This is a genomic window from Streptosporangium heterodermiicola, from assembly GCF_051390675.1.
GTDB lineage: Bacteria > Actinomycetota > Actinomycetes > Streptosporangiales > Streptosporangiaceae > Streptosporangium.
The window spans coordinates 19,501-42,365 of record NZ_JBPJSR010000015.1; the positions used below are offsets into that span (position 1 = coordinate 19,501).

Sequence of the window (22,865 nt, forward strand, 5' to 3'; positions counted from 1 at the left end):
GGGCGGTCAGGCGGACTGGGCGTCGACCGTGCCCAGCAGCTCCCTGAGCCTGTCCTGCTGGTCGGCGGTGAGCACCGAGAACAGCTCCTCGGCCACCCGCCTGCGCGCCTCGCGCACCTGCTCGTACCTCTCGCGGCCCTCGCCGGTGACCACGAGCAGGGTGGAACGGCGGTTGGCGGGATCGACCTCGCGGCGGACCAGCCCGGCCTCCTCCAGGGCGTCGACCACCGGGGTCACCGAGCGCGGCACGATCCGCAGCCTCTCGGCGAGCTGCACCATCCTCAGCGGCGGCTCGGAGTCGACGATGACCCTGAGCGCCCGCGCCTGGCCGGGGCTCAGGCCGAGCGGGCCGAGCCGCTCACCGTACCCCCGCCGCAGTCGATGGCCGACGCCGTGCACCAGGTCGGCCAGTTCCGTCTCCACAGCGCCGAACTTATCCCAGTGCCGCACGGAATGAATGTGAGGTAACCTCTGTTTGAGTAAACATCGTAAAGGAGTTCAATGATCAAACAAACCGAAAGTGCCGTACGGCACGAAACACCCGGTATGAACGACGAACCTCGCGCGCCCCTGCGGCGCGTCGTCGGCCTGTTCCGCCCCTACCGGGGCCGCCTCGCCGTCGTGGGCGCCCTCATCGGGCTCTCCTCGCTCGTCTCGCTCGCCTCGCCGTTCATGCTCCGCTCGGTGCTCGACGACGCCATCCCGCACGGCAGGACCGGCCTGCTGACGCTGCTCGCGCTCGGCATGGTCGCGGTCGCCGTCGTCACCAGCGTGCTCGACGTCGTCCAGACGCTGATCTCCACCGGGGTCGGCCAGCGCGTCATGCACGACCTGCGCACCGGCGTCTACGGTCACCTGCAGCGCATGTCCATGGCCTTCTTCACCCGCACCCGGACCGGCGAGGTGCAGTCGCGCATCGCGAGCGACATCGGCGGCATGCAGCTGGTGGTCACCTCCACCGCGGCCTCGATGGTCTCCAACCTGACCACCGTGATCGCGACGATCGTCGCGATGCTGGTGCTGGACTGGCGGCTCACCATCGTGTCGCTGCTGCTGCTCCCGGTCTTCGTCATGATCAGCCGCAGGGTCGGCCGGGAACGCAGGAAGATCACCTCCGAGCGGCAGCGGAAGATGGCCGCCATCTCGTCGATGGTCCAGGAGTCGCTGTCGATCAGCGGCATCCTGCTGGGCAGGACGATGGGCCGCGGCCCCGAGCTCACCGGGCGGTTCTCGGCCGCCTCGGACGAGCTGGCCGACCTGGAGGTCCGTTCCAGCATGGCCGGGCGCTGGCGGCAGTCCACCATCCAGATCATCATGGCGGCGATGCCCGCGGTGATCTACTGGGCCACCGGGCTCACCTCGGCCGTCTCCATCGGCACCGTCGTCGCCTTCACCACCCTCCAGATGAACCTGTTCCGGCCCGCCGTGTCACTGCTGCGGCTCGGCGTCGACGTGCAGAGCTCCCTGGCGCTGTTCGGCCGGATCTTCGAGTATCTGGACCTGCCGGTGGACATCCACCCCGGCACCCGCGCCCCGGAGACCGTACGCGGCGAGATCCGCTTCGAGCACGTGGACTTCTCCTACGGCGAGGTCCCGACCCTCTCGGACGTCGACCTGACCGTCCCCGCGGGCACCACCCTGGCGGTGGTCGGCGAGACCGGCTCGGGCAAGACCACGCTGAGCTACCTGCCGCCCCGGCTGTACGACGTGACGAGCGGCCGGGTCACGATCGACGGGGTGGACGTGCGCGACCTCACCTTCGAGTCCCTGGCCGAGACGGTCGGCGTGGTCTCGCAGGAGACCTACCTGTTCCACTCCTCCATCGCCGACAACCTCCGGTTCGCCAGGCCGTCGGCCTCCGACGAGGAGATCGTCGCGGCCGCGCGGGCCGCCCGCATCCACGACCACATCGCGTCACTGCCCGACGGGTACGACACCGTGGTCGGCGAGCGCGGCTACCGCTTCTCCGGCGGCGAGAAGCAACGCCTGGCCATCGCCAGGACCCTGCTGCGCGACCCGCCCGTGCTCATCCTCGACGAGGCCACCAGTTCCCTCGACACCCAGACCGAGCGCGCCGTCCAGGAGGCCCTGGACACCCTGTCGCACGGCCGTACCACCATCACGATCGCCCACCGCCTGTCGACGATCCGCGACGCCGACCAGATCGTGGTCCTCGACCACGGCCGCGTCGTCGAGCGCGGCACCCACGACGAGCTCCTCGCGGCCGACGGCCCCTACGCCGCCCTCGTCAACCGCGACCGCTCCCTCACCTCCGCCTGACCCGGGTCGCGTTCCGCCGTCCACCGGGGAGTCCGCCAGGCCGGTCGTTCCCGCCGGATTCTCACTTCGGTCACCAGGCCCGCTTCCGGTCTCGCGTGATCGACCGGACCTGTCGGCCCACTCGGCGGGGACTTCGCGGTGAAAAAATTCAGCGGCAATCTCGCGACAAAAAATGATCCGGTTGTCCTGGAATGACCGACCGTAAAGGGCGACACACCATAACGAACATGCCGACAAGGGGCATTGTCGCTGGTGGGCAAGGGGTATAGTCTGCCGCGTGTGGTGGAACGAGACGACTACGCGGCGATCCGTGACCGGATCACGGCCCTCGCCCGTGACCACGGGCTGCGTTGCGGCTGGGCCGAGACGACCAGCAGGCAGCGCTTCCTGCTGCTGTGGGATGCCCAGGGCCGCGTCGCGGCACGCGCGATCGTCCCGCTGTATCCGAGCGAGACACCTCACATCGTGGAAAATCTCGAACGCGGGCTCGCGTCCCTGTTCGGCGATGACTGGCTGGAGGACTGATGGGCGCCCAGGACAGCGTTGACGTTCACATCACCAAAACCGGCGTGTTGTGGCTCGCGGCCGTACACGGCGTGGCGGGCGGCATGTCCGCACGCTCCCTGAGGGAGCTGCACGGTGATATCGCCGAGGGATTGCCCTTCCTCTTCGCCGACCGCGACCAGCCGCCTGTTCCGGTGTTCCACTACACCCTGCCCGGTCTTACCGAGGACGACCTGAACGATTTCGCCGAGCTTCAGCGACGGGCCGCCGCGATCGCCGACGACTACACCAGAACGGCGAGGGCTCGCGTCGACCAACTCGCCGGGCTCGGCCTGACGGACCCCGACATCGGGGAACTGCTGGGCCTGAGCAAGCAGCGGATCCAGCAGATCCGCACGAGCAGGAGCGAGGGCCGCCAGAACGCCTGACATCGCGCGTCGCGACCCTCCCCCACCGCCCCGCTCTCGTCGAACGGGAGATCACGCTCCGGCGGAGGGGATCCGGTCGAGCGTGATGCCGAAGTGGTCGCGGTAGGCGGGGAGGAGTTCGGTCTCGTCCAGGACGCGTTCGGTGCGCTCGCCGTCCACGGTCAGGATCAGCTTGCGGTCGCGGAGCGTGGTCCTGCCCCGGGCCGTACGCATCGAGCAGACCGGCGCCCTGGTGAAGTGCGACCGCGGGGAGGTCGCCTGCCACCAGCACGTCGGGCCGAAGTCCGCCAGCTCGTACGGCCGGGAGGTCAGCCGGTAACCCGGGTCGCCGTTGTGCGTGATGTCGAGGTCACCGTGGCCACCGGGAGCGAGCCCGATCTGGAACACGCCCCCGCCGTCCTCCTGCTCCGCGCGCCCGTCGAGCCGCAGCGGCCCGTCGGAGAAGTCACCGAATCCGACGTCGACCAGCCACGGCTCGTCGAGATCGACGCGCAGCGCCAGGTGGTCGAAGAGCGGCCCCGGCGTAGCGCCGTTGAAGACCCGGGCGGCCAGCAACGTCACCCGGTAGCCGAGCGCGGTCAGCAACTCCGCGAACAACCCGTTCAACTCGTAGCAGAAGCCCCCGCGACGACGGCTCACGACCTTGTCGAACAGCGCGTCGGATTCGAGCGAGATCTCCTCGCCGAGATGGATGCTCAGACTCTCGAACGGCACCGCCCTCAGGTGCGCGAGCTGCAGGGCCCGCAGGCTCTGGACATCCGGCTCCGCGGGCCGGGTCGCGCCCAGCCTGTCCAGGTATTTAATGATCCGCGCCTCGTTCACAGGGCAAGTGAACCACGCCGCCGCCCGCACGCCGACGCCCGTCCGATCCCGCCACCGGCGTACCCCCTCCCCCAGGCGCGGGCACGGTGATCGCCTCGCCACCGGGCTGTCCCACCGACGCACATCGGACGGCGACGGGTCCGGCGCGCCGCCTCAGTCCGAGGACGCGGCCGGTTCCCTCCCGGCCTCCTTCGGCACCGGTACGGTCACCGCCGCCTCGCCGCGCTCGCCGCGCGGGCGCAGCCCGAACCAGATGAGGACCACGCTGACGAGGGTCACGGCCACGTTCACGCTCAACCCGAGGTGGATGCCGTCCAGCTCCACGCTCCGCGTCGCGGCGACCGAGCCCAGGATCGGGATACCGACGGTCAGGGCCACCTGCTGGGTCATCGAGGTCAGGCCCGTGGCCAGGCCCTGCTCCTCGTCCGGCAGGCCCGAGGTCCCAGTCACCGTGTACGCCACGATGCAGGTCACGTGCCCGAAGAACCCGATGAACAGCGCGGGGACCACGACCGCGAGCGCCATCGGGTCGGTGCCGAGGAACACCAGCGGCAGGGTCGCCAGGCCCTGCACGGACAGGCCCGCGGCCAGAACCCGGCGGCTGCCGAAGCGCCCGATGAAGCGCCCGGCGATCACTCCCGCGGCCACGGACGCCAGCCCGGGGATGCCGAAGATCAGACCGGTGGTCAGCGGAGAGAAGCCCAGGACCTTCTGCAGGTAGAGCGTCATCAAGAAGATCATGGCGGTCTCCATGGTGAAGACCACGAATCCCGCGTAGTTACCCCACTTCACCGTGGGCCGCTTGAGGATGCGCACCGGAACGAGCGGGGCCGGCGAGCGCAGCTCGATCATCCAGAACGCGGCCAGCAGCAGCGCGCCGACGACGGCCGAGGGGACGTTCTTCTCGATGACCGCGTAGATCACGGCCAGCAGGCCGCCGGTCACGCTCACCGCTCCGGGCAGGTCCGGCCTAACCCGGTCGGGCAGACGGCTCTCGCCGATCAGGAATGGGGTGAGCAGCAGGATGACCAGGGCGACCGGGACGTTGATGAAGAACGCGGCCCGCCAGCTCAGCAGGCTGACGAGGGTGCCGCCGACCAGGGCGCCGATGGTGAAGCCGCCGGAGAGCAGCGCGCCGTTGAGACCGAGGACGCGGTCGCGCGTCGCGCCTTCCGTGAAAGTGGTGGTGAGCAGTGACAACGCCGCGGGGATCGCCATGGCGGTGGCGAAGCCCTGCAGCACCCGGGCGGTCAGGAGCATCTCGGGGGTGAACGCGAAGCCACCGAGCATCGAGGCCCCGGTCAGCAGGACCACACCGGACAGGAACAGCCTGCGGCGGCCGAACAGGTCCGCCAGCCGGCCGAAGAGAAGCGTGAAACCGGCCGCGGGCAGCGCGTACGCGGAGGTGATCCAGGGGAGGCCGGTCAGTCCCAGCCCGACGCCCGCGCCGACCTCCGGCAGCGCGACGTTCAGGATCGAGAAGTCGACGGACATCATGAACCCGGCACCGAGCAGAACGAGCAGGATCAGCCGCTGCCTGCCGCTGAAACGCGGGGGCGCGGTCGTGTAGGTGGTCAAGAGACGATTCCTATTCCTCGAATTCCTCAAAAGCCCGAAGTCGTCAACGATCAGCACGCCGCCCGCCGACGGCCGAACCACCTGACGACGTATTCCTGTTTCCGTGGGTCGTCGCGGATCTCAGCGGATCTCAGCGGATCTCATTCGAATCCCGTCGACGCCGGGGCAGCTGCCGCCGCGGCTCACATGGCATGGCCCGGGCGATGCGGCACGACTGTCGCGGCACCGCCGATGCGGCACGACTGTTCTGGCGCGGCCGGTGCGGCACGGCCGATCGACGGCCCGGCGGGGCCGCGTGTTCTTCCCGTGTGTTCTTCCTGTCGACCGGACCGGGCGGCCCACACCCGGCCCGAAATCCGGCCCGAAGTTCGCTCCGGAGTCCAGTCCGGAGTCCGGTCCGAAGTGCGCTCCGGAGTCCGGTCCCGCGTCCGCCGCCGCGCCTCGATGCCCCCGATGGCTCATCCAGCCGCGACGGCGGCGACTCCGGCTCCCCTCCCTATGACCTCCGACCTCGCGCCGGTACGCGTTCTCGTGGCGGGCTCGACGCGCCCAGCCGGGCGGGGCGCGATCGGATGGGGCGTGACCGGATGGGGAACGACCCCTGCCGGCCGACGAGCCGTCAGCCCGTTACGCACGCGAGAAGGTGTTCCGGCCGGGGAAGACGCCGAACCCCGGCCGGAGTGCTAGCGCGAATCCCGCTCCGCCTCCTCGGCGACGCGCTTGATGTTCGCCAGCCGCCTGTCCCAGTCGGCCGCGAGCGCGGTCATCCATCGCCCCGTCGCGTCCAGGGCCGCGGGCCGCACCGCGTACCGCACCTCGCGTCCGACCCGGCCGCCGGAGACCAGCCCGGCGGTGTCCAGGACGGCGAGGTGCTTGACCACCGCCTGCCGCGAGACGGGGAGTCCTTCGGCGAGCGTCGTCGCGGTGGCCTCGCCTCGCTCGGCGAGCAGATCGAGCAGCAGGCGCCGGGTCGGGTCGGCCAGCGCGACGAGGACGCTGTCGACCGGCTCGACGGGGCCGCGACGCTCGTCCGTCACCCGGAGGGCTGCTCGACACGCGTCTTGAGCGCGTCGAGCTCCAGGGGCCAGCCGTCGGTGTTGTTCTTCAGCGCCTGGCCGCGCAGTTCCTCGGACCCGGCCAGCGCCGCGAACCCGCTCTCGACGACGCGAAGCCGCGTCTTGCCGCCCTCCGGGGTCAGTGTGAACTCCACGAGGGTGCTGTTGTCCTCGCGCAACTCCTCTCCGGGGAACGCGCTGGCCCAGCGGTACGCCAGGTACGTCGGCGGCTCGACCCTCTCCACGCGCACCGGGAAGTCGCCGTGCTCCGCGTTCTTCGCCACCATCGACTCGCCTTCCCTGGCCTCGGTGCCGGGCAGGCTCGCCTTGTCGGCCACCCAGAACCCGGGCTGGGCAACCAGCGACCAGACCCGCTCCGGGGATGCCGCGATCAGGGTTTCGCGTTCGATCCGATCCTCGCTCATGCGGAGACTCCTTCGTCGTCGCCATTCGATGCAACCCTAGAGTTGCACATCAACCCTTCAGGAGCAACCCTGGAGTTGCGCATTGATCGACCGACAAGATCACGAATCGCCTCGGGAAGGTCCGTCGGCCAGGCGGATGGCGAGCTCGACGCGCCAGCGGGTCTTCATCCGCCCTGAGCGCGGGTCGGTGAGATAGGCCTCGTACCGGCAGCCGAACCGGTCACCGGCCGGGTCCTCCCTGCCGGGCGGAGAGGCGGCCACCGTCGGCGTGACCGCCCGGGGGTTCGGCAGCTGGCGGAGCGCCGACAGCGCCGCGTACCGGCTCCACTCCGATCTCGTCTGTCTCGGAGAAAGCGACGGATGATTCGGAGTGCGTCGGCGCCGGATGGCTCACGGCGTGACCACTCGGTATCGGGAGAACGGCCGGAAGCGGACCCCGGGGCGGCGGAGCGCGTCAGCGGGCCTTGAGAGTTGGTCCGCGATGGTGGCGAGGCGCGCAGGTGGTCACCCGATCGGCTCTGGGCCGGAGATCGGGATCGTGGCGTGACGGCTCCTGGGGCCGCGATGCGAGGATGGAGGAATGGTCAGTTTTGCTTCGTATGACGGGACCGTGCTCGTCTGTCATGAGCGGGGAGAAGGGCCGGCGCTGGTCTGCCTGCCGGGCGGGCCGGGGCGGTCCTCGCGCTACCTGGGAGATCTCGGCGGTCTGACGGCCCGGCGCCGGCTCTTCCTGCTGGACAACCGGGGGACCGGCGAATCCGCGGCGCCACTCGATCCGGACACGTACGCGATGGGCCGCATGGTCGCGGATGTCGAGGCGCTGCGTGCGCGCCTGGGGCTGGAGCGGATGGACCTGCTCGGGCATTCGGCGGCCGGAGGGCTGGCGTTGCTGTACGCGGCCCGGCACCCCGAACGGATAGGGCACCTGGTGCTGGTCACACCGAGCGTGCGTCCGGCGGGGATCGAGATAACCGACGAGCAGTGGTGCGCCCAGATCGAGCGCCGAGCCGACGAGAGCTGGTACGAGAGCAGACTGCCGGACCTCAAGGCGTGGGACGAGGGCGACGAGAGCCGGCGCCCGGGGGCTCAGCCGTTCTTCTACAGTCCCTGGAACGAGACCGCCGAAGCGCACGCCGCACAGTTCGCCGAACGTTCGGCCGAGGCGGCGGAGCGCTTCCACACCGACATGCCCGCCGCCGAGAAGACCCGGGCGGGCCTGGCGAAGGTCACCGCGCCGGTCCTGGTGATCGCGGGAGAGCGGGATCCAGGACCGTTGCCCGCGCACGCGGCCGAGCTGGCCGGGATCTTCCCTCGCGGGACCAGCGTCGTGCTGCCCGGGGCCCACTACCCCTGGGTCACCGCTCCGGAGGCCTTCGCCGAGGCGGTCGGCGGATTCCTCGACGGCTAGCCGACCGGCGGCACGGGAGGACTAGCCGTCCGGCGGCACGGGAGGACTAGCCGTCCGGCGGCACGGGAGGGCTAGCCGTCCGGCGGCACGTCCGAGGGTGTCGTGGCCGGGCGGTACGACGCGTCATCGTCCGCGCACGAGGTCGTCGCCGTCCGGGCTCGCGCGGACATCGGCCAGGTTCGCGCGGAGACCGGCCAGGATCGCGCTCAGCCCGTACTCGAAGTCGGCGTCGGCGGCCTCGCGGGACTCCCCCGGTGCCGGGCGGTCGGCGTTCGCCTGCTCCTCGACGGCCCACCCGACGGTGTAGCGGCTGATGACCAGGACGGCCCGCCGGGCGTCCGCCGGAGGGAAGCCCGCCTCGCCGAGCACCTCGACCACGGAGTTGGAGATCGCGACCTGGTTCCCGACGGGCCGGCTCCCGATGTGCAGCCGGGCACCGTCGCGGCGGGCCAGCAGGCTCCGGCGCAGCGCCCGCCCCCGCTCGGCGAGCCAGCCGGACCAGTCCTGGCCCGGTCCCGGGCGGGCCAGGTGCGCGAACGCGTCCTCGACCATGGCCGCGGCCATGTGGTCGAGCAGTTCCCGCTTGCTGCCGAAGTGGCGGTACAGGGCCGGTGACTGCACGTCGAGCTCCTGCGCGAGCCGCCTGGTGGTCAGCCCGTCGAGCCCCACCTCGTCGAGCAGCCGCAGCGCCGTCCGCATCACCGTGGCGCGCGTGTGTCGCATCCACTACCTCCCCACGTCCCGTTATCGACGATAACTTCACGTGGCCGGAAGCGCTCGGACCGCGGTTCCGCACGAGCCGGGCTCCAGAAGATCACCCCGTGTTCACCCCGGGGGGTGGCCAAGGTCGCCTGGGCGATTTACGTTCCGGCTGATGACCACCTACCGGCCGACTCGGAGGCAATGATGGATCGTCGAACCGTGCTACGCGCGGCTGTCATCGGAGGCGGAGGCGCGGCGTTCTCCGGAGCGCTGTGGGGGCAGGCCCTCGGCGCCGTCGCCCAGCCGGGCCCCAGCCCGTACGGCGACCTTCTCGCCGCGGACGCGAACGGCATCCAGCTCCCGCAGGGGTTCACCAGCCGGGTGATCGCCCGCTCCGGGCAGCGGGTCGCCGGGCACACCTGGCACTGGGCGCCGGACGGCGGGGCGTGCTTCCCCGACGGCACAGGCTGGATCTACGTGTCCAACTCCGAGATCCCGCTCGCCGGAGGGGCATCCGCGATCCGCTTCGCCGCCGACGGCTCCATCACCTCGGCGTACCGCATCCTGTCCGGCACCAACCTCAACTGCGCCGGTGGCGCGACCCCGTGGGGCACCTGGCTGTCGTGCGAGGAGATCGCGCTCGGCCGGGTCTTCGAGACCTGGCCCGCGGGCGGGCGCTCCGGCGAGGAGCGCACCCGGATGGGCCGCTTCAAGCACGAGGCCGCCGCCTGCGACCCCGTACGGCAGGCCGTCTACCTCACCGAGGACGAGAGCGACGGCTGTTTCTACCGCTTCATCCCCGACACCTGGGGCGACCTGCGCACCGGGAGGCTCCAGGTGCTCTGCGCCCCGGCCGACCAGGTCACCGGCCCGGCGACCTGGCAGGACATCCCCGACCGCGACGGCTTCCCCACCGCGACGCGACGCCAGGTCGGCGCGGCCAAGCACTTCGACGGCGGCGAGGGCTGCTGGTACGACCGCGGCGTCTGCTACTTCACCACCAAGGGCGACAACCGGGTCTGGGCGTACGACACCGCCGCCTCCACCCTCGACCTGGCCTACGACGACTCGCTGGTGACCGGGGGTGTCGCCCCGCTGACCGGCGTGGACAACATCACCGGGGCGCCCAACAGCCGCGACCTGTTCGTCGCGGAGGACGGCGGCAACCTGGAGATCAACGTCATCACCTCCGACGGTGTCGTGGCGCCGTTCCTGCGGATCCTCGGCCAGTCCTCCTCCGAGGTCACCGGCCCCGCCTTCTCGCCGGACGGCTCGCGCCTGTACTTCTCCTCCCAGCGCGGCACCTCCGGATCGTCGACCGGCAGCGGCGGCATCACCTACGAGGTGACCGGCCCCTTCCGCGCCCAGCCCTGACTTCCCTGAGCGGTACCCGGTGCCCGCCCCGCCGGACGCCCCGCGTACGGTCCGGCGGGCCACGAGGAAGAGGGCGAGCGCGCCGAGGACGAGGATCACCTGGCCGGCCAGGTTGGCGGTGTTCGCGGTGCCGTGCAGCATGAGCAGCAGGAAACCGCCGAACGCGTAGGTCAGCAGCGTGCCACCCGCCAGCGCGAGCCGGTGCGCGGCGCCCCAGCCGTCGCGCCGCGACCACCGGCTGATCACGACCGCCGCCCCGGCGAGCAGCACGACGCCCGCGGCGACCCCCCACCAGTCCTCGGGGCGGAGGAAGAACCCCGCGGACGCGACGAATCCCGCCGTACCCACCACCAAGGGTCGCGGCGGCGTCCCGTCCGTCACCGGGCCGGGACGCCGTCCGGCGAGGAACGCGGCGACGACCAGGAGCACGACCACGACGGCGGCGCCGATCCGCTGCGGCGGCGACGCCAGGAATCCGCTCTCGTCGCGTGTGCCGCTGAAGAGGACGAGAGAGCCGAGGACGAACACCACGCAGGTGACGGCCAGCCCGAACCCGCCCAGCCAGGGAGTGGTGGCGCGGCGGGGCACCAGGGTCTCGACGAGGGCGATCGGGACGCCGATGCTCCAGATGGCGTGCCCGGCGGTGAACCCCACGGCGTTGCCCGCGCTGAAACCCAGCCCCGGGATGAGGGTGGCACCCCGGGAGACGTCCTCCTCGAACAGCGGGGACTCGCCGTGGTGACCGGTGCGAGTGACGGTGTCGGCCTCGGCCTGGCCGTACGCCTGGCCCGGGCGGGCGCCGAGCTCGTGCTGCCGGTCCGCAACCCCGTCAAGGGCGAGGCGGCCGTCGCACGTGTCCGCGCGGCGGCTCCCGGAGCCCTGGTCTCCCTCCGCGAGCTCGACCTGGCCTCGCTGGACTCCGTGGCGGCGCTCGCGGAGAAGCTGAACGCCGAGGGCCGGCCGATCGACATCCTGATCAACAACGCGGGCGTCATGTCACCGGCCACCCGGCACACCACGGCCGACGGCCTGGAGCTGCAGTTCGGCACGAACCACATCGGCCACGTCGCGCTGGTCGGCGGGATCCTGCCGCTGCTGCGCGCCGGCCGGGCCCGTGTCACCACCATGTCGAGCAGCGCCGCCCGCGCCACCAGGATCGACTGGGACGACCTGCAGAGCGAGCGGAAGTACTCCCCGATCCGTTCGTACGGGCTGTCGAAGCTGGCCAACCTGATGTTCGGCCTCGAACTCGACCGGCGCGGCCGGGCCGGCGGCTGGGGCGTCCTCAGCAACGTCGCGCACCCCGGCACCACCCTGACGAACCTCTACGCGTCCGGTCCCAACCTGGGACGCGAGCGCCCCTCGCCCCTTGAGGCGATCATGACGCGGCTCTCCCGCGTTGGCCTGTTCGTGCAGACCGCCGACAGAGGGGCGCTCCCCGCCCTGTACGCGGCCACCGACCCCCGGGCCCGGGGAGGCCGCTTCTACGGACCCGACGGCTTCGGCCAGTTCACCGGGGGCCCGACCGAGCTGGCCGTCTACGGGCCCGCCCGTGACGAGGCCGCCGCTACCCGGCTCTGGGACGTCTCCGAGCGGCTCGCCAGGATCGAATTCGCCGCCGCCTGAGGTCTTCACGGCGGCCGTTCCCGGAAAGGGGAGACTCACCACATGGACAGGGCCGAGCTGGCCGAGTTCCTGCGCACCCGCCGGGAGGCGCTGCAACCCGAGGACGTCGGGCTGCCTCGCGGGCGGCGACGGCGCACCGGCGGGCTGCGGCGCGAGGAGGTCGCCGCGCTGTGCGGCATGTCCGCCGACTACTACAGCCGGATCGAGCAGCGGCGCGGGCCCAACCCGTCCGAGCAGATGCTCGCCGCGATAGCCCGGGGACTGCACCTCTCCCTTGAGGAACGCGACCACCTGTTCCGCCTCGCGGGCCACGCCACCCCGAGGCGGGTCTTTCGCGGCGACCACATCAACCCCGGGATGATGCGCGTCTTCGACCGGCTGGAGGACACCCCGGCGCAGGTGATGAGCCACCTCGGCGAGACGCTCAGGCAGACCCGGCTCGCGGTGGCGCTGATGGGCGACGAGAGCGTCCACACCGGGATGGCGCGCAGCGCGCACTACCGCTGGTTCACCGACCCGACCTCGCGGCTGATCTATCCCGAGGAGGACCATCCGACGCACGACCGCCTCTTCACGGCCAGCCTGCGCGACGCGTACACCCGGGGAGGCAAGGGTTCGCGCGCGGCCGCGCTGGCCGACGCGCTGCTGGCGGCGAGCCCGGAGTTCGCCGGGCTCTGGCACGAGCACCCCGTCCTGGGCCCGTTCTGCGGGACGAAGCGCGTCCTGCACCCGCGGCTCTGCCTGCTGGAGCTGCACTGCCAGACCCTGGTCGATCCCGACCAGTCCCAGCTGCTGCTGGTCTTCACCGCCGTACCGGGCAGCGAGAGCCACGAGAAGCTCCAGTTGCTCCCGGCCGCCGGCGACCTGCGGGTCTGAGCCCGCCTCCGCCGGGACTGTTCAGAGCGCGGCACGAAGCGCGGCCGAGCAGCATCAAATCGAGCGACGCGACCTGACGCCACGTGAGCGAGTCAGTGGCGGTGGCGGCGGCGGTGGTGACAGCGGCGGCGGCGGTGGCGGCGGCGGTGGCGGCGGCGGCGGCGGCGGCGGTGGCGGCGGCGGCGGCGGTGAAAATCCACGGAGCCCTTTTTCAGGATTTCTGTTGTCCCCGGCCCGCCCGCCCGTCTCCTGTACAGGAGCGAGCACGTCCGGCACCGGACACGACCGACAGGAAATCCGCGGTCCGGCCCATCCGGCGCGCCTCCCGATACGCCGACAACGTCCGATCCCCACTCCCGTACGAAGGACCCCATCCATATGAGTGAGACTGTTCCGCGTGGTATCGCAGCAGGTCGCACGGCTGGTCGTCGCGTACGCCGCGCCGCGCTCGTCAGCGCGCTGGTGGCCGTCATGGGCGCCTCCGCGGTGCACGGCGCCCTCCCCGCGGGCGCGGCCGACGCCCCCCTGTCACAGGGCCGGGCGGCCGTCGCCTCCTCGGCCGAGCGAGGCGACCTGTCCGCCGCGGCCGCGGTCGACGGCGACAGCGGCACCCGCTGGTCCAGCAAGTTCAGCGACCCCCAGTGGCTGCAGGTGGACCTGGGCAAATCCACCGCGATCGACAAGATCGTGCTGAACTGGGAGCGCGCCTACGCCACCGCGTTCCGGATCCAGACGTCCTCCGGCGGCGGCCAGTGGAAGACGATCCACAGCACGACCGCGGGCAAGGGCGGCACGCAGACCCTCAACGTGTCGGCCACCGGCCGGTACGTCCGGCTCCACGCCACCAAGCGGTCCAGCCAGTACGGCGTCTCGCTCTGGGAGTTCCAGGTCTTCGGCAAGGGTTCGGCCACCCCCGTGCCCAGCGCCACCCCCACCCCCACCAGGCCGACGCCGAGTTCGAGCCCGAGCCGCACGCCGAGCCCCACCCCCAGCGCCACCCCGACCAAGCCGACGCCGAGCTCCACCCCGAGTTCCAGCCCGAGCGCCACTCCCAGCAAGACCCCGACCACGCCGGTCCCCGAGGTTCCCCCCACGGGCACCTCCGGCAAGAAGGGCGTGGGCGTGTGGCAGGCGCCCAACGTCAGCGCGGCCCTCGAAGCCTCCGGCGCGAACTGGTACTACACGTGGTCCACGAACCACAACGGCGTCACCACCCCGAAGGGGACGGAGTTCGTCCCGATGATCTGGGGAGCCGCCAGCGTCACCGACCAGAACCTCACCCAGGCGAAGAACTCCGGTTCTCCCTACCTGCTCGGTTTCAACGAGCCGGACTTCGCCGAGCAGTCCAACATGAGCGTGGAGCAGGCGCTGTCGCTGTGGCCGAGGCTCACCGCGACCGGCCTGAAGGTCGGCAGCCCGGCCGTCGCCTGGGGCGGTGACCGCGCGGGCGGCTGGCTGGACCGGTTCATGACCGGGGCGGCCCAGAAGAACCAGCGCGTCGACTTCATCACCCTGCACTGGTACGGCGGCGACTTCCGCGCCGACGCGGCGACCGGCCAGCTCAAGTCGTACATCCAGGCCGTGTACGAGCGCTACCGCAAGCCGATCTGGCTCACCGAGTACGCCCTGATCGACTTCTCGAACGGCGTCCGCTTCCCCACGGACGCGCAGCAGGCCGCCTTCGTCACCGCGTCCACCAAGATGCTGGCCTCCCTGCCGTACGTCCAGCGCTACGCCTGGTTCGGCCTGCCCTCCTCGGACACCGAGCCCAACAGCGGCCTGTTCCGGAGCAACGGCGTCGCCACCCCGGCGGGCCGCGCCTTCCAGGCCGCCGAGTGATCTAGATCGTCGCCAAGGACCCGGGCATGGGTCCACGGCCTCCCCGCGGTCCGGCCCGCGCGAGTCCTGTCTCGCGCGGGCCGGCCCCTTCTCGCCCGCCGATCCGGGTCCCGGCGAGCGCGGGCACGCCGCCGAACATCTCCCCGCGGACCACACCGATCAAGCGCCCGGCCGGTGCCACCGTCGGCGTCGTGGTCCCGCAGGACGACTCGATACGAAGGACTCTCGGCACGAAGAATCAGGGCAAAAAGCCTATTTAGGTATGATTCGCGAGATCGGGCGACTCGGCGGTCACCCACGTCTCACCATCTGCTGAGAGGATCATCCGCATGAACAGCCCCTCCCGGACCGCGCGGCCGACCTTCCGTGTGGCCACCGTCGCGGACGTGCCCGCCCTGGTCCTCCTGGTCGACTCGGCGTACCGGGGGGAGTCGAGCCGCGCCGGATGGACGACCGAGGCGGACCTGCTGAGCGGGCAGCGGACGAACGCCGGGAACGTCACCGCCGAGCTGGAGAAGCCGGAAAGCCACATGATCGTCATGGAGGCGGGAGACGAGATCGTCGCCTGCTGCCAGGTGGAGCACCGGGGCGGATACGCGTACTTCGGGATGTTCGCCGTACGCCCCACCCTGCAGGGCGGCGGCTTCGGCAAGGCGGTCCTCGCCGAGGCCGAGCGTTTCGCCCGCGACACCTGGGGCGTGGGCGAGATGCACATGACGGTGATCTCGGCGCGCGAGGAGCTCCTGGCCTGGTACGAGCGCCGAGGCTACACCCGCACCGGCGAGATGATCCCCTTCCCCTACGACGACGAGACCGTCGGCATGCCGAACCGGGACGACCTGGAAATGGAACTCCTGGTCAAGAAACTCGGCTGAGCGAGAGGCCGCGCCCGGCCGCGCCCGGCGGAAAGAACTTCTCCCGTACGCCCTAGTGCCTTCCCGCACGCCCTCCACGTCTTCTCGCGCCCTCTTACGGTCCCTAGCGGTCCCCGGCGGCGGACGGATCGGCGGGTTCACCCGTGACCGGCCCGTCGCGGAGGTAGCGTGACGGGGATGAGCGAGCCCTATCCCGACCCCGTCGCCTGGTACGCCACCCTGCCCAGCGTGTTCGTCTCGGCCTGCATGCTGCTCACCGACGCGGAGGACCGTGTCCTGCTGGTCAAGCCCAACTATCGGCCCGGCTGGAACTTCCCCGGCGGGATCGTCGAGGAGGGCGAGGCACCCCACGACGGCGCCATGCGCGAGGTGGTCGAGGAACTCGGCATATCCGTCAAGGCGGGCGAGCTGCTCGTGGTCCACTGGACGCCACCGGCGCGGGACCGCCCTCGCGGGCTGATCAACTTCATGTTCGACGGCGGTGTCCTGGAGGATCCCGCCCGCATCCGGTTGCAGGCCGAGGAGCTGGACGAGGTGGCGTTCCTGCCCTGGGACACCGCCACCCCCCTCCTCCCGGCGCACATCGCGCCCCGCCTCGCCGCCGGGCGCCTGGCCCGCGAGAACCAGTCCACCGTCTACCTGCCGGGCGATCTCCCGGGCGCCGACGGCTGAGAACCCCGGTCACGGGCTCCACGGAGATCTGACCTGGGGATTTAAGACGATAAAACGGGTAGGGCCGCGGTATGACCGAAACACCCCCAGACCGCGAGGGTCTGAGCGACGAGCAGGCGATCGAGGTCGAGGAGTGGACCGACGACCTCGGTCTCAACCACGAGATCGTCGAACACGACGACGAGCACCAGGACACCCTCGACGAGCGTCTCCGGCGCGAGGCGCCGGACCGCGAGCGGGTCCCGCGCGACGGGACCCGTCTGGTGGCGCCGGACGAGGGACTGAGCCCCGACGAGACCTCCGAGGAGTACGCGTCGGAGGTGGGCCTCGACGACGGCGATCTGTCCGCCGAGGAGCGCGCCGTCCACATCGAGCCCGACATCGAGTATCGCGAGACCTGAGAACCCCCTCCGGGGATCCCGGCACCTCGCGAACCGATCACGAATCACCGGGCCCGCCCCGGGCCCCACAAGCACGCCGAGGCCCGGGGCGAACGGCCTCCCGGCCGCGCACCGGCCCACCGGAACGACCTCCCGTCCCAGTCCTCCCGCGACGGCATGGCCGTCGCCCGCCCCCCCTCGCGCCGGGACGGTCTTCCTCACAGACCCTGAGTCACAAACCCCGCGTCACAAACCCCGCGTCACAAACCCCGCGTGCCGGAACGGCTTCCCGGCGGGCCTCCCGCACGCCGGAACGTTTCCCCTCCGCAACGCCCCTCGCGGACCTTTCGGAAACCCCCGCGCCCCTCGCGGACCTTTCAAGAACCCCGCGCCTCCTCGCGGCTTTCAAGAACCCCGCGCCCCCTGACGGACCTTTCAAGAACCCTCGCATCCCTTCGCGGCCCCTCCGCGCGCCTCCCGAAGACCCTCCGCACGCCCGCCAAAGCCCCTTCGCGCGCCGTGCGCCGCCCCCGCCCCCGCACCTTCCGGCGCCACCCCCGGAGCATTGACAGAAACTTGTTGGAAACATAAACTCGGGCCCGTCTGGAAAGCGCTTTCCTAGCGCCTCGCCGGGAAGCGCCCCACCCGCTGGAAGGTGGCGATGCCATAGCCGCGCACTGACCCGAGCCCTCCCTTCTCCCGAGCGCGGTGACCACTCCCGCCTCACCTCCCACGGCGCGCCACGCGGCCTCACCCCACGGGCGGACCGGCCCGGCGAGACGACGACCGCCGCGCGGTGGGAACGCACCGCCTCCCCACGCGACCCGCGCACCGTTTCCGTGCCGGAAATCCGTACCGGAGATCCGTTTCGGAGACCGGGGCCGGGGCGCCGACGAGCCGCGCACCGCGGACATCCCGTACTCCTCTCCCGGCCTAACGCTGCCGCCTGACCGCACGCCGCCGCGACCGCGACCGCGCGCAGAGAGCAGAGAACACGTGTCCCCCAGATCCGCTCCCCCTCCGCCGCCACGCCCCCTCCCCGCGAACCCGGAGCCCCCGGAGCTCGCGAAGCCGCCGCGTTCCGCCCCCGGAACCGGCCCGCGTACGGCACTCGTCCTCACGGCCGTCACGCTCCTGATCTCCGCCCTGATCGGCCCGGCCGTGGCCGGGACCGGAACCGCGCGGTACGCGGATCCGGTCAACGCCCAGATCGGCTTCTCCACCGTCAACGCCCTCGGCCAGAACGGCACCACCGGCGGCGCGGGAGGCCCCACGGTCACCGCGGCCACGACCGCGCAGTTCCTCGACTACATCGCCCGCCCCGGGCCGTACGTCATCCAGGTCACCGGCCGGATCACCCTGCCCACCGGCTCCAGCGACGGCATGCACAACGTCACGTCGGACAAGACGATCATCGGGGTCGGCGCGAACGCCGCGCTGGTCGGCGGCGGGCTGAACATCGGCCTGCCGGTCAGCGACTCCGTCACCTCGCCGCCCGCGAACGCCGTGCACAACATCATCATCCGCAACATCGCGTTCTCCGGCGCCACCGACGACATGATCAACGTGCAGATGTTCAGCCACCACGTCTGGATCGACCACAACGACTTCTCCAACGGGGACGACGGCGCGGTCGACATCAAGCGCGGCTCGGACTACGTGACCGTCTCCTGGAACAGGTTCCACGACCACGACAAGACGCTGCTGCTCTCCCACGACGAGGACGCCGGTCCGCAGGACATCGGCCGGTTGCGCGTCACCTACCACCACAACTTCTTCGACGCCTCCGACCAGCGGCACCCCCGGGTGCGCTTCGCGAACGTCGTGCACGTCTACAACAACTACTACCGGGACAACAGCTACGGCATCGCGTCCACGTACGACGCCGGGGTCCTGGTCGAGAACAACTACTTCCACAGCGTCAACAACCCCGGACGGGTGGAGTTCAGCGGGGACCTCGGGCGCCTGGTCGAGCGCGGCAACATCCTGGTCGACTGCAACCACGCCATCGAGACCCGGGGCACCGTGACCGAGCCGCGCACCTACTACTCCTACAGCGCGGATCCGGCCTCCGCGGTGCCGACCATCGTGCCCGCCGGTGCCGGCGTCGGGAAGATCTGATGGAGACGACGATGAACACCGAACACCGCCCCCGCTCCCGCCGCTCCGCCGTCACCGCGATGCTCCTGGTCGCCGCGCTCGCCTGCGCGGGTGGCGCCGCCGACGCCGCCTCGGGTACGGCCCCCCTGCCGGGTACGGCCACCGCGGGGAGGCTCGCCGCGGCCTGCGCCGGCACGCCGACCGGCTTCGCCACCGTCAACGCCCTCGGCCAGAACGGCACCACCGGCGGCGCCGGAGGCCCCGTCGTCACCGTGACCACGGCCGCGGCCCTGAAGGACTACGTCGGCAGGGCCGGCCCGTACGTGATCCAGGTGTCCGGCCGCATCCAGGTGTCCGGCATGCTCACCGTGGTCGCGAACAAGAGCATCCTGGGCGTGGGCACGACCTCCGAGATCACCGGCGGCGGGCTCCAGCTCGGCTCGACGACCCGGCCGGGCAACAACGTGATCATCAGGAACATCCGGTTCACCGGGGCGTCGGACGACTCGATCAGCGTCACGAACAAGGCGCACCACGTGTGGATCGACCACAACGACCTCTCGGACGGCTACGACGGCCTGCTCGACATCAAGCGGGAGTCGGACTTCGTCACGGTCTCGTGGAACCACTTCCACCACCACAGCAAGTCGGCGCTGCTGGGCCACTCGGACGGCTACACCGCCGACATCGGGAAGCTGCGCGTCACCTACCACCACAACTTCTTCGACGGCACCGACCAGCGCCACCCCCGGGTGCGCTTCGCCGACCCGGTCCACGTCCTCAACAACTACTACCGGGACAACGCGCTGTACGGCGTCGCGTCCACCGAGAACGCCGGGGTGCTCGTCGAGGGCAACTACTTCGAGAACGTCGCACACCCGATCTACGTGGGCTACGACAAGAGCGGCCCCGGCCGGGTGGTCGAGCGGAACAACCGCTACGTCGGCTCCGGCACCCCCCAGACGGCCGGCACCGTCGTCGAGCCGCGCACGTACTACCCCTACACCGTCGACGACCCCGCGACCGTCCCGGCGACCGTGTCCGCCGGCGCCGGTGTCGGGAAGATCGGCTGCTAGCCCCCTTCCCGGGGGCGCCGCCCGCCGCCCTCCCCCCACCGGCGGGCGGCGCCCCCTCCCCTCGCCCCCCCGAAGCCCTCCGGAACGCCCCTCGCGACCCCCGCGACCTCCGCGACTCCCCCGCAGCTCCCCGGAAGCCCTCCGGAACGCTCCTCGCGACCCTCGAAACTCCCCCCGCACCTCCCCCTGGAAGCCCTCCGGGACTCCCGTCCCGGGACGCCCGCGAAGGCTTCTCCACCAGGAAGGCAGACACCATGCCCCAGATCACCGCCGATCGCGCGACCAGGCGGGGTACGGCCCGCCGCGCCACCGCCGCCGTCTCCGCGGCCCTGCTCGCCGCCGCCGTCCTCTCCGCGACACCGGCCGGCGCGGGCGCCGCCACCGGGACCGCCGCCGCGCCGGGCGCCCCGGTCGGCTTCGCGTCGGTCAACGCCCTCGGCCAGAACGGCACCACCGGCGGCGCGGGCGGGCGGACGGTCACCGTGACCGACGCCGACACGTTCCTGGAGTACATCGACAGCAAGGAGACGCTCGTCATCCGGGTGGCGGGCACCATCGCGATCACCAGCAAGCAGGGGGTCCGGCCGAACAAGACCATCATCGGGGTGGGCACCTCGGGCCGCATCACCGGCGGCGGCCTGGACTTCTACCGGTCGTACAACGTGATCGTGCGCAACATCCGGTTCACCGAGGCCGAGGACGACGCGATCAACGTCGGCCAGCAGTCACACCACATCTGGATCGACCACAACACCTTCTCCGGCGCGGTCGACGGCTCGATCGACGTGGTGCGCGGCGCCGACTACGTCACCGTGTCGTGGAACCACTTCGACCACTCCGACAAGAGCATGCTGATCAGCCACTCCGACGGCGCCGCGGGCACCGACGTCGGCCACCTCAAGGTGACGATCCACCACAACTTCTTCGACAACAGCCGGCAGCGCCACCCGCGCATCCGCTTCGGCGAGCCGGTACACGTCTTCAACAACTACTTCCTGGGCAACGAGCTGTACGGGGTGGCCTCGACGGAGAACGCCGGGGTGGTCGTGGAGGGCAACTACTTCCAGGACGTGCCCCACCCGCTCTTCTCCGCGAGCGGTTACGCCGACAGCGGCCCGGGACGGGCGGTGCAGCGCAACAACGTCTACGTGAACTCGGGAACCCCCGAGACCTCGGGCACCGTCGTCGAGCCGCGCACCTTCTACGCGTACACGGTCGACGCCCCCGCCGGCATCCCGTCGGCGGTGCGCTCCGGCGCAGGCGTCGGCGCGCAGTGGGGAACTCCCTGACCCGTCCCGCACAACATTCCCCGTACAGGGGACGGCGTACGACGGTCAGCGGGCGAGGGCGGCGACCAGGGCGTGCAGGTCGTCGACGACATGGTCCGCCTCGGCGGCCTGGGGGCGCTCCGCGTGGAGGTGCCCCCAGGGTCCGCGCCGGATCAGGGCGGTCCGCATGCCCGCCGCCCGCGCGGGGAGCACGTCGTTGTCCAGCCGGTCGCCCACGTAGAGGATCTCGCCGGGCTCGCGTCCCGACACCGCGACGACCCTGGCGAAGAACTCCGGCGCGGGTTTGGAGACGCCCCAGCCGTCGGAGGTGTGTATCGCGTCGACGGGCAGGTCCATCGCGGCGAGCGCGTCGCGTGCCTGCGGCGGCTGGTTGCCCGCGATGATCAGCTCGTGGCCGAGGTCGCGCAGCGCCGCGAGGGCGGGCCGCACGTCCGGGTAGAGGTCGTCGGCGTCGAAATTGACGCGGAGCCCGTCCGGGTCGTCGCGCCGCCACGCCTCCTGCTCGGCCTCGACGTCGAAGCCGGGCCGCAGGAGCCGGAAGGCGTCCTCGAACGACCTGTCGAGCGCGGCCATGCCGCCGAGCACGCCGAGCATGGTGAACCGGGTGACCCCCAGCCGGTCGGCCCAGCGCGACCAGATGCGCGTCTCGTCGATCAGCGTCTCGCCCACGTCGAACACCAACGCCCGGACCACGGTGCCTCCCCTTCCGTTCGGGCTCCCGATCGTAGCCCGGCCGCCCGAGACGCCCCCGGGCGGGACCGCCACGTGTCACACGCTCTCGTACGGACACCTCCGAAGATCGGGCACCCGCGAGAAGCCGCACACCCCCGGACGCCGCACCGGCCATAACCACAGCGCATGTGCTCCACGTGCGGGCACGCCCGCGTGTGACACTCAGAGCGCCCGCCCGGACACGAAGGGATACGAGGTCGATGGTGATGACAGCGTCTCAGCGATCCGCCCAGCGCACCGCGCCCCAGCCCCCCGCCCGGCCTGCCGCTCCGGAGGACCGGCCGCTCCCCCGGACCCCGAGAGAGATCTTCGAGTCCCTTCCCCCAACCCTGTGCCTTCGCGCCGAGATCATCGACGGGAACCTCATCATGAGCCCGTCCGGCATTCCACAACACGGCCGAATCGCCATGCGCCTCGCCTTCGCCCTGCAGCCGATCCTGGAGAAGAACGACTGGGAGAGTTTCGCGGGAAGCGTCGACATCCGCATCGAGGGGCCACGTGACACCATCGTCCCCGGCTACTGCCTGGTCCCCGTGAACGCGCCGCTCTGGGGCGAGCGCGAGATCCTCTCCTCGGGGCTCGTCCTGGTGGCGGAGATCGTCTCACCCGGGAGCATGGAGACGGACCGCGCCACGAAGCCCAGGATCTACGCGGGCTGCGGTGTCCCGATCATGCTGATCGTCGACCCGGTCGCCTCCCCGCCGATGGTCACGGTTCTCAGCGACCCCGAGGAGGGCACCTACCGGACGACCACCCACACCCAGATGGGCAAGCCGCTCCGGATCCCCTCCCCCGTCGACTTCGACACCTCGATCTTCCTGTAG

The 22,865-nt window shown here is 71.2% G+C and carries 24 protein-coding genes; 16 read left to right on the forward strand and 8 right to left on the reverse strand.

From position 1 onward, the window contains the following. Positions 1–6 precede the first annotated feature (6 nt). Complete coding sequence (locus ACSC1Q_RS28745; RefSeq protein WP_436761811.1) at positions 7–450, reverse strand: MarR family winged helix-turn-helix transcriptional regulator; 444 nt, start codon at positions 448–450, stop codon at positions 7–9. Positions 451–546: 96 nt separating this feature from the next. On the opposite strand from ACSC1Q_RS28745, the gene ACSC1Q_RS28750 reads away from it, so the two are divergent. The 3 genes from ACSC1Q_RS28750 to ACSC1Q_RS28760 all read left to right on the forward strand — a co-directional run bounded on the left by ACSC1Q_RS28750 (position 547) and on the right by ACSC1Q_RS28760 (position 3,212). Continuing rightward, entirely contained in the window at positions 547–2,280 is a 1,734-nt protein-coding gene (locus ACSC1Q_RS28750; RefSeq protein ID WP_436761812.1) for an ABC transporter ATP-binding protein, read from the forward strand. A gap of 279 nt (positions 2,281–2,559) precedes the next feature. Beyond that, the gene (locus ACSC1Q_RS28755; RefSeq protein ID WP_436761813.1) at positions 2,560–2,805 is read left to right on the forward strand and encodes a hypothetical protein; all 246 of its coding nucleotides are present in this window, start codon (positions 2,560–2,562) and stop codon (positions 2,803–2,805) included. Further along, a complete protein-coding gene (locus ACSC1Q_RS28760; RefSeq protein ID WP_436761814.1) occupies positions 2,805–3,212 on the forward strand; it encodes a hypothetical protein in 408 nt (135 codons plus the stop codon). The genes ACSC1Q_RS28755 and ACSC1Q_RS28760 overlap by 1 nt, the downstream gene beginning before the upstream one ends. A 51-nt stretch (positions 3,213–3,263) precedes the next feature. Here ACSC1Q_RS28760 and ACSC1Q_RS28765 read toward each other — a convergent pair whose 3' ends face one another. The 5 genes from ACSC1Q_RS28765 to ACSC1Q_RS28785 form a co-directional block, all read right to left on the reverse strand. Beyond that, positions 3,264–4,034: an arylamine N-acetyltransferase family protein gene (locus tag ACSC1Q_RS28765; protein ID WP_436761815.1), complete on the reverse strand. Its 771-nt coding sequence runs from the start codon at positions 4,032–4,034 to the stop codon at positions 3,264–3,266. A 153-nt stretch (positions 4,035–4,187) separates the two neighbouring features. Next, positions 4,188–5,612 carry an MFS transporter gene (locus ACSC1Q_RS28770; RefSeq protein WP_436761816.1) on the reverse strand — a complete coding sequence of 475 codons (1,425 nt, stop codon included), beginning with the start codon at positions 5,610–5,612 and terminating at the stop codon, positions 4,188–4,190. Between the two features lie 683 nt (positions 5,613–6,295). Continuing rightward, positions 6,296–6,649, reverse strand: a complete 354-nt coding sequence (locus ACSC1Q_RS28775) for an ArsR/SmtB family transcription factor (protein ID WP_436761817.1) — start codon at positions 6,647–6,649, stop codon at positions 6,296–6,298. Further along, entirely contained in the window at positions 6,646–7,092 is a 447-nt protein-coding gene (locus ACSC1Q_RS28780; protein ID WP_436761818.1) for an SRPBCC domain-containing protein, read from the reverse strand. Before ACSC1Q_RS28780 ends, ACSC1Q_RS28775 begins: the two co-directional genes overlap by 4 nt. A gap of 99 nt (positions 7,093–7,191) precedes the next feature. Continuing rightward, positions 7,192–7,353 carry a hypothetical protein gene (locus ACSC1Q_RS28785; protein WP_436761819.1) on the reverse strand — a complete coding sequence of 54 codons (162 nt, stop codon included), beginning with the start codon at positions 7,351–7,353 and terminating at the stop codon, positions 7,192–7,194. A 349-nt stretch (positions 7,354–7,702) separates the two neighbouring features. Here ACSC1Q_RS28785 and ACSC1Q_RS28790 point away from each other — a divergent pair, with 349 nt between their 5' ends. Beyond that, a complete protein-coding gene (locus ACSC1Q_RS28790; protein ID WP_436761820.1) occupies positions 7,703–8,500 on the forward strand; it encodes an alpha/beta fold hydrolase in 798 nt (265 codons plus the stop codon). A gap of 123 nt (positions 8,501–8,623) precedes the next feature. On the opposite strand, the gene ACSC1Q_RS28795 is transcribed toward ACSC1Q_RS28790, so the two are convergent. Next, entirely contained in the window at positions 8,624–9,223 is a 600-nt protein-coding gene (locus tag ACSC1Q_RS28795) for a TetR/AcrR family transcriptional regulator C-terminal domain-containing protein (RefSeq protein ID WP_436761821.1), read from the reverse strand. A gap of 183 nt (positions 9,224–9,406) precedes the next feature. Here ACSC1Q_RS28795 and ACSC1Q_RS28800 point away from each other — a divergent pair, with 183 nt between their 5' ends. The 11 genes from ACSC1Q_RS28800 (at position 9,407) to ACSC1Q_RS28850 (ending at position 21,309) form a co-directional block, all read left to right on the forward strand. Beyond that, entirely contained in the window at positions 9,407–10,576 is a 1,170-nt protein-coding gene (locus tag ACSC1Q_RS28800; RefSeq protein WP_436761822.1) for an alkaline phosphatase PhoX, read from the forward strand. Between the two features lie 178 nt (positions 10,577–10,754). Further along, positions 10,755–11,318 (forward strand): hypothetical protein, encoded by a 564-nt coding sequence (locus ACSC1Q_RS28805; RefSeq protein WP_436761823.1) that lies wholly within the window; start codon positions 10,755–10,757, stop codon positions 11,316–11,318. Continuing rightward, a complete protein-coding gene (locus tag ACSC1Q_RS28810) occupies positions 11,315–12,202 on the forward strand; it encodes an SDR family oxidoreductase (RefSeq protein WP_436761824.1) in 888 nt (295 codons plus the stop codon). Before ACSC1Q_RS28805 ends, ACSC1Q_RS28810 begins: the two co-directional genes overlap by 4 nt. A gap of 42 nt (positions 12,203–12,244) precedes the next feature. Next, a complete protein-coding gene (locus tag ACSC1Q_RS28815) occupies positions 12,245–13,078 on the forward strand; it encodes a helix-turn-helix transcriptional regulator (RefSeq protein WP_436761825.1) in 834 nt (277 codons plus the stop codon). A gap of 378 nt (positions 13,079–13,456) precedes the next feature. Further along, entirely contained in the window at positions 13,457–14,917 is a 1,461-nt protein-coding gene (locus tag ACSC1Q_RS28820; RefSeq protein ID WP_436761826.1) for a glycosyl hydrolase, read from the forward strand. Positions 14,918–15,246: 329 nt separating this feature from the next. Then, positions 15,247–15,792 carry a GNAT family N-acetyltransferase gene (locus ACSC1Q_RS28825; protein WP_436761827.1) on the forward strand — a complete coding sequence of 182 codons (546 nt, stop codon included), beginning with the start codon at positions 15,247–15,249 and terminating at the stop codon, positions 15,790–15,792. Positions 15,793–15,969: 177 nt separating this feature from the next. Further along, positions 15,970–16,464 (forward strand): NUDIX domain-containing protein, encoded by a 495-nt coding sequence (locus tag ACSC1Q_RS28830; protein ID WP_436761828.1) that lies wholly within the window; start codon positions 15,970–15,972, stop codon positions 16,462–16,464. Between the two features lie 71 nt (positions 16,465–16,535). Further along, the gene (locus ACSC1Q_RS28835) at positions 16,536–16,865 is read left to right on the forward strand and encodes a DUF5709 domain-containing protein (RefSeq protein ID WP_436761829.1); all 330 of its coding nucleotides are present in this window, start codon (positions 16,536–16,538) and stop codon (positions 16,863–16,865) included. A gap of 975 nt (positions 16,866–17,840) precedes the next feature. Continuing rightward, entirely contained in the window at positions 17,841–18,965 is a 1,125-nt protein-coding gene (locus tag ACSC1Q_RS28840; RefSeq protein ID WP_436761830.1) for a pectate lyase family protein, read from the forward strand. Between the two features lie 11 nt (positions 18,966–18,976). Continuing rightward, entirely contained in the window at positions 18,977–20,020 is a 1,044-nt protein-coding gene (locus ACSC1Q_RS28845; RefSeq protein WP_436761831.1) for a pectate lyase family protein, read from the forward strand. A gap of 254 nt (positions 20,021–20,274) precedes the next feature. Then, positions 20,275–21,309 carry a pectate lyase family protein gene (locus tag ACSC1Q_RS28850; protein WP_436761832.1) on the forward strand — a complete coding sequence of 345 codons (1,035 nt, stop codon included), beginning with the start codon at positions 20,275–20,277 and terminating at the stop codon, positions 21,307–21,309. Positions 21,310–21,354: 45 nt separating this feature from the next. Here the strand turns inward: ACSC1Q_RS28850 and ACSC1Q_RS28855 are convergent, their stop codons facing one another. Then, on the reverse strand, positions 21,355–22,002 hold the full coding sequence (locus tag ACSC1Q_RS28855; protein ID WP_436761833.1) for an HAD family hydrolase: 648 nt from the start codon (positions 22,000–22,002) through the stop codon (positions 21,355–21,357). 245 nt (positions 22,003–22,247) lie between these two features. On the opposite strand from ACSC1Q_RS28855, the gene ACSC1Q_RS28860 reads away from it, so the two are divergent. Beyond that, complete coding sequence (locus ACSC1Q_RS28860) at positions 22,248–22,865, forward strand: Uma2 family endonuclease (protein WP_436761834.1); 618 nt, start codon at positions 22,248–22,250, stop codon at positions 22,863–22,865.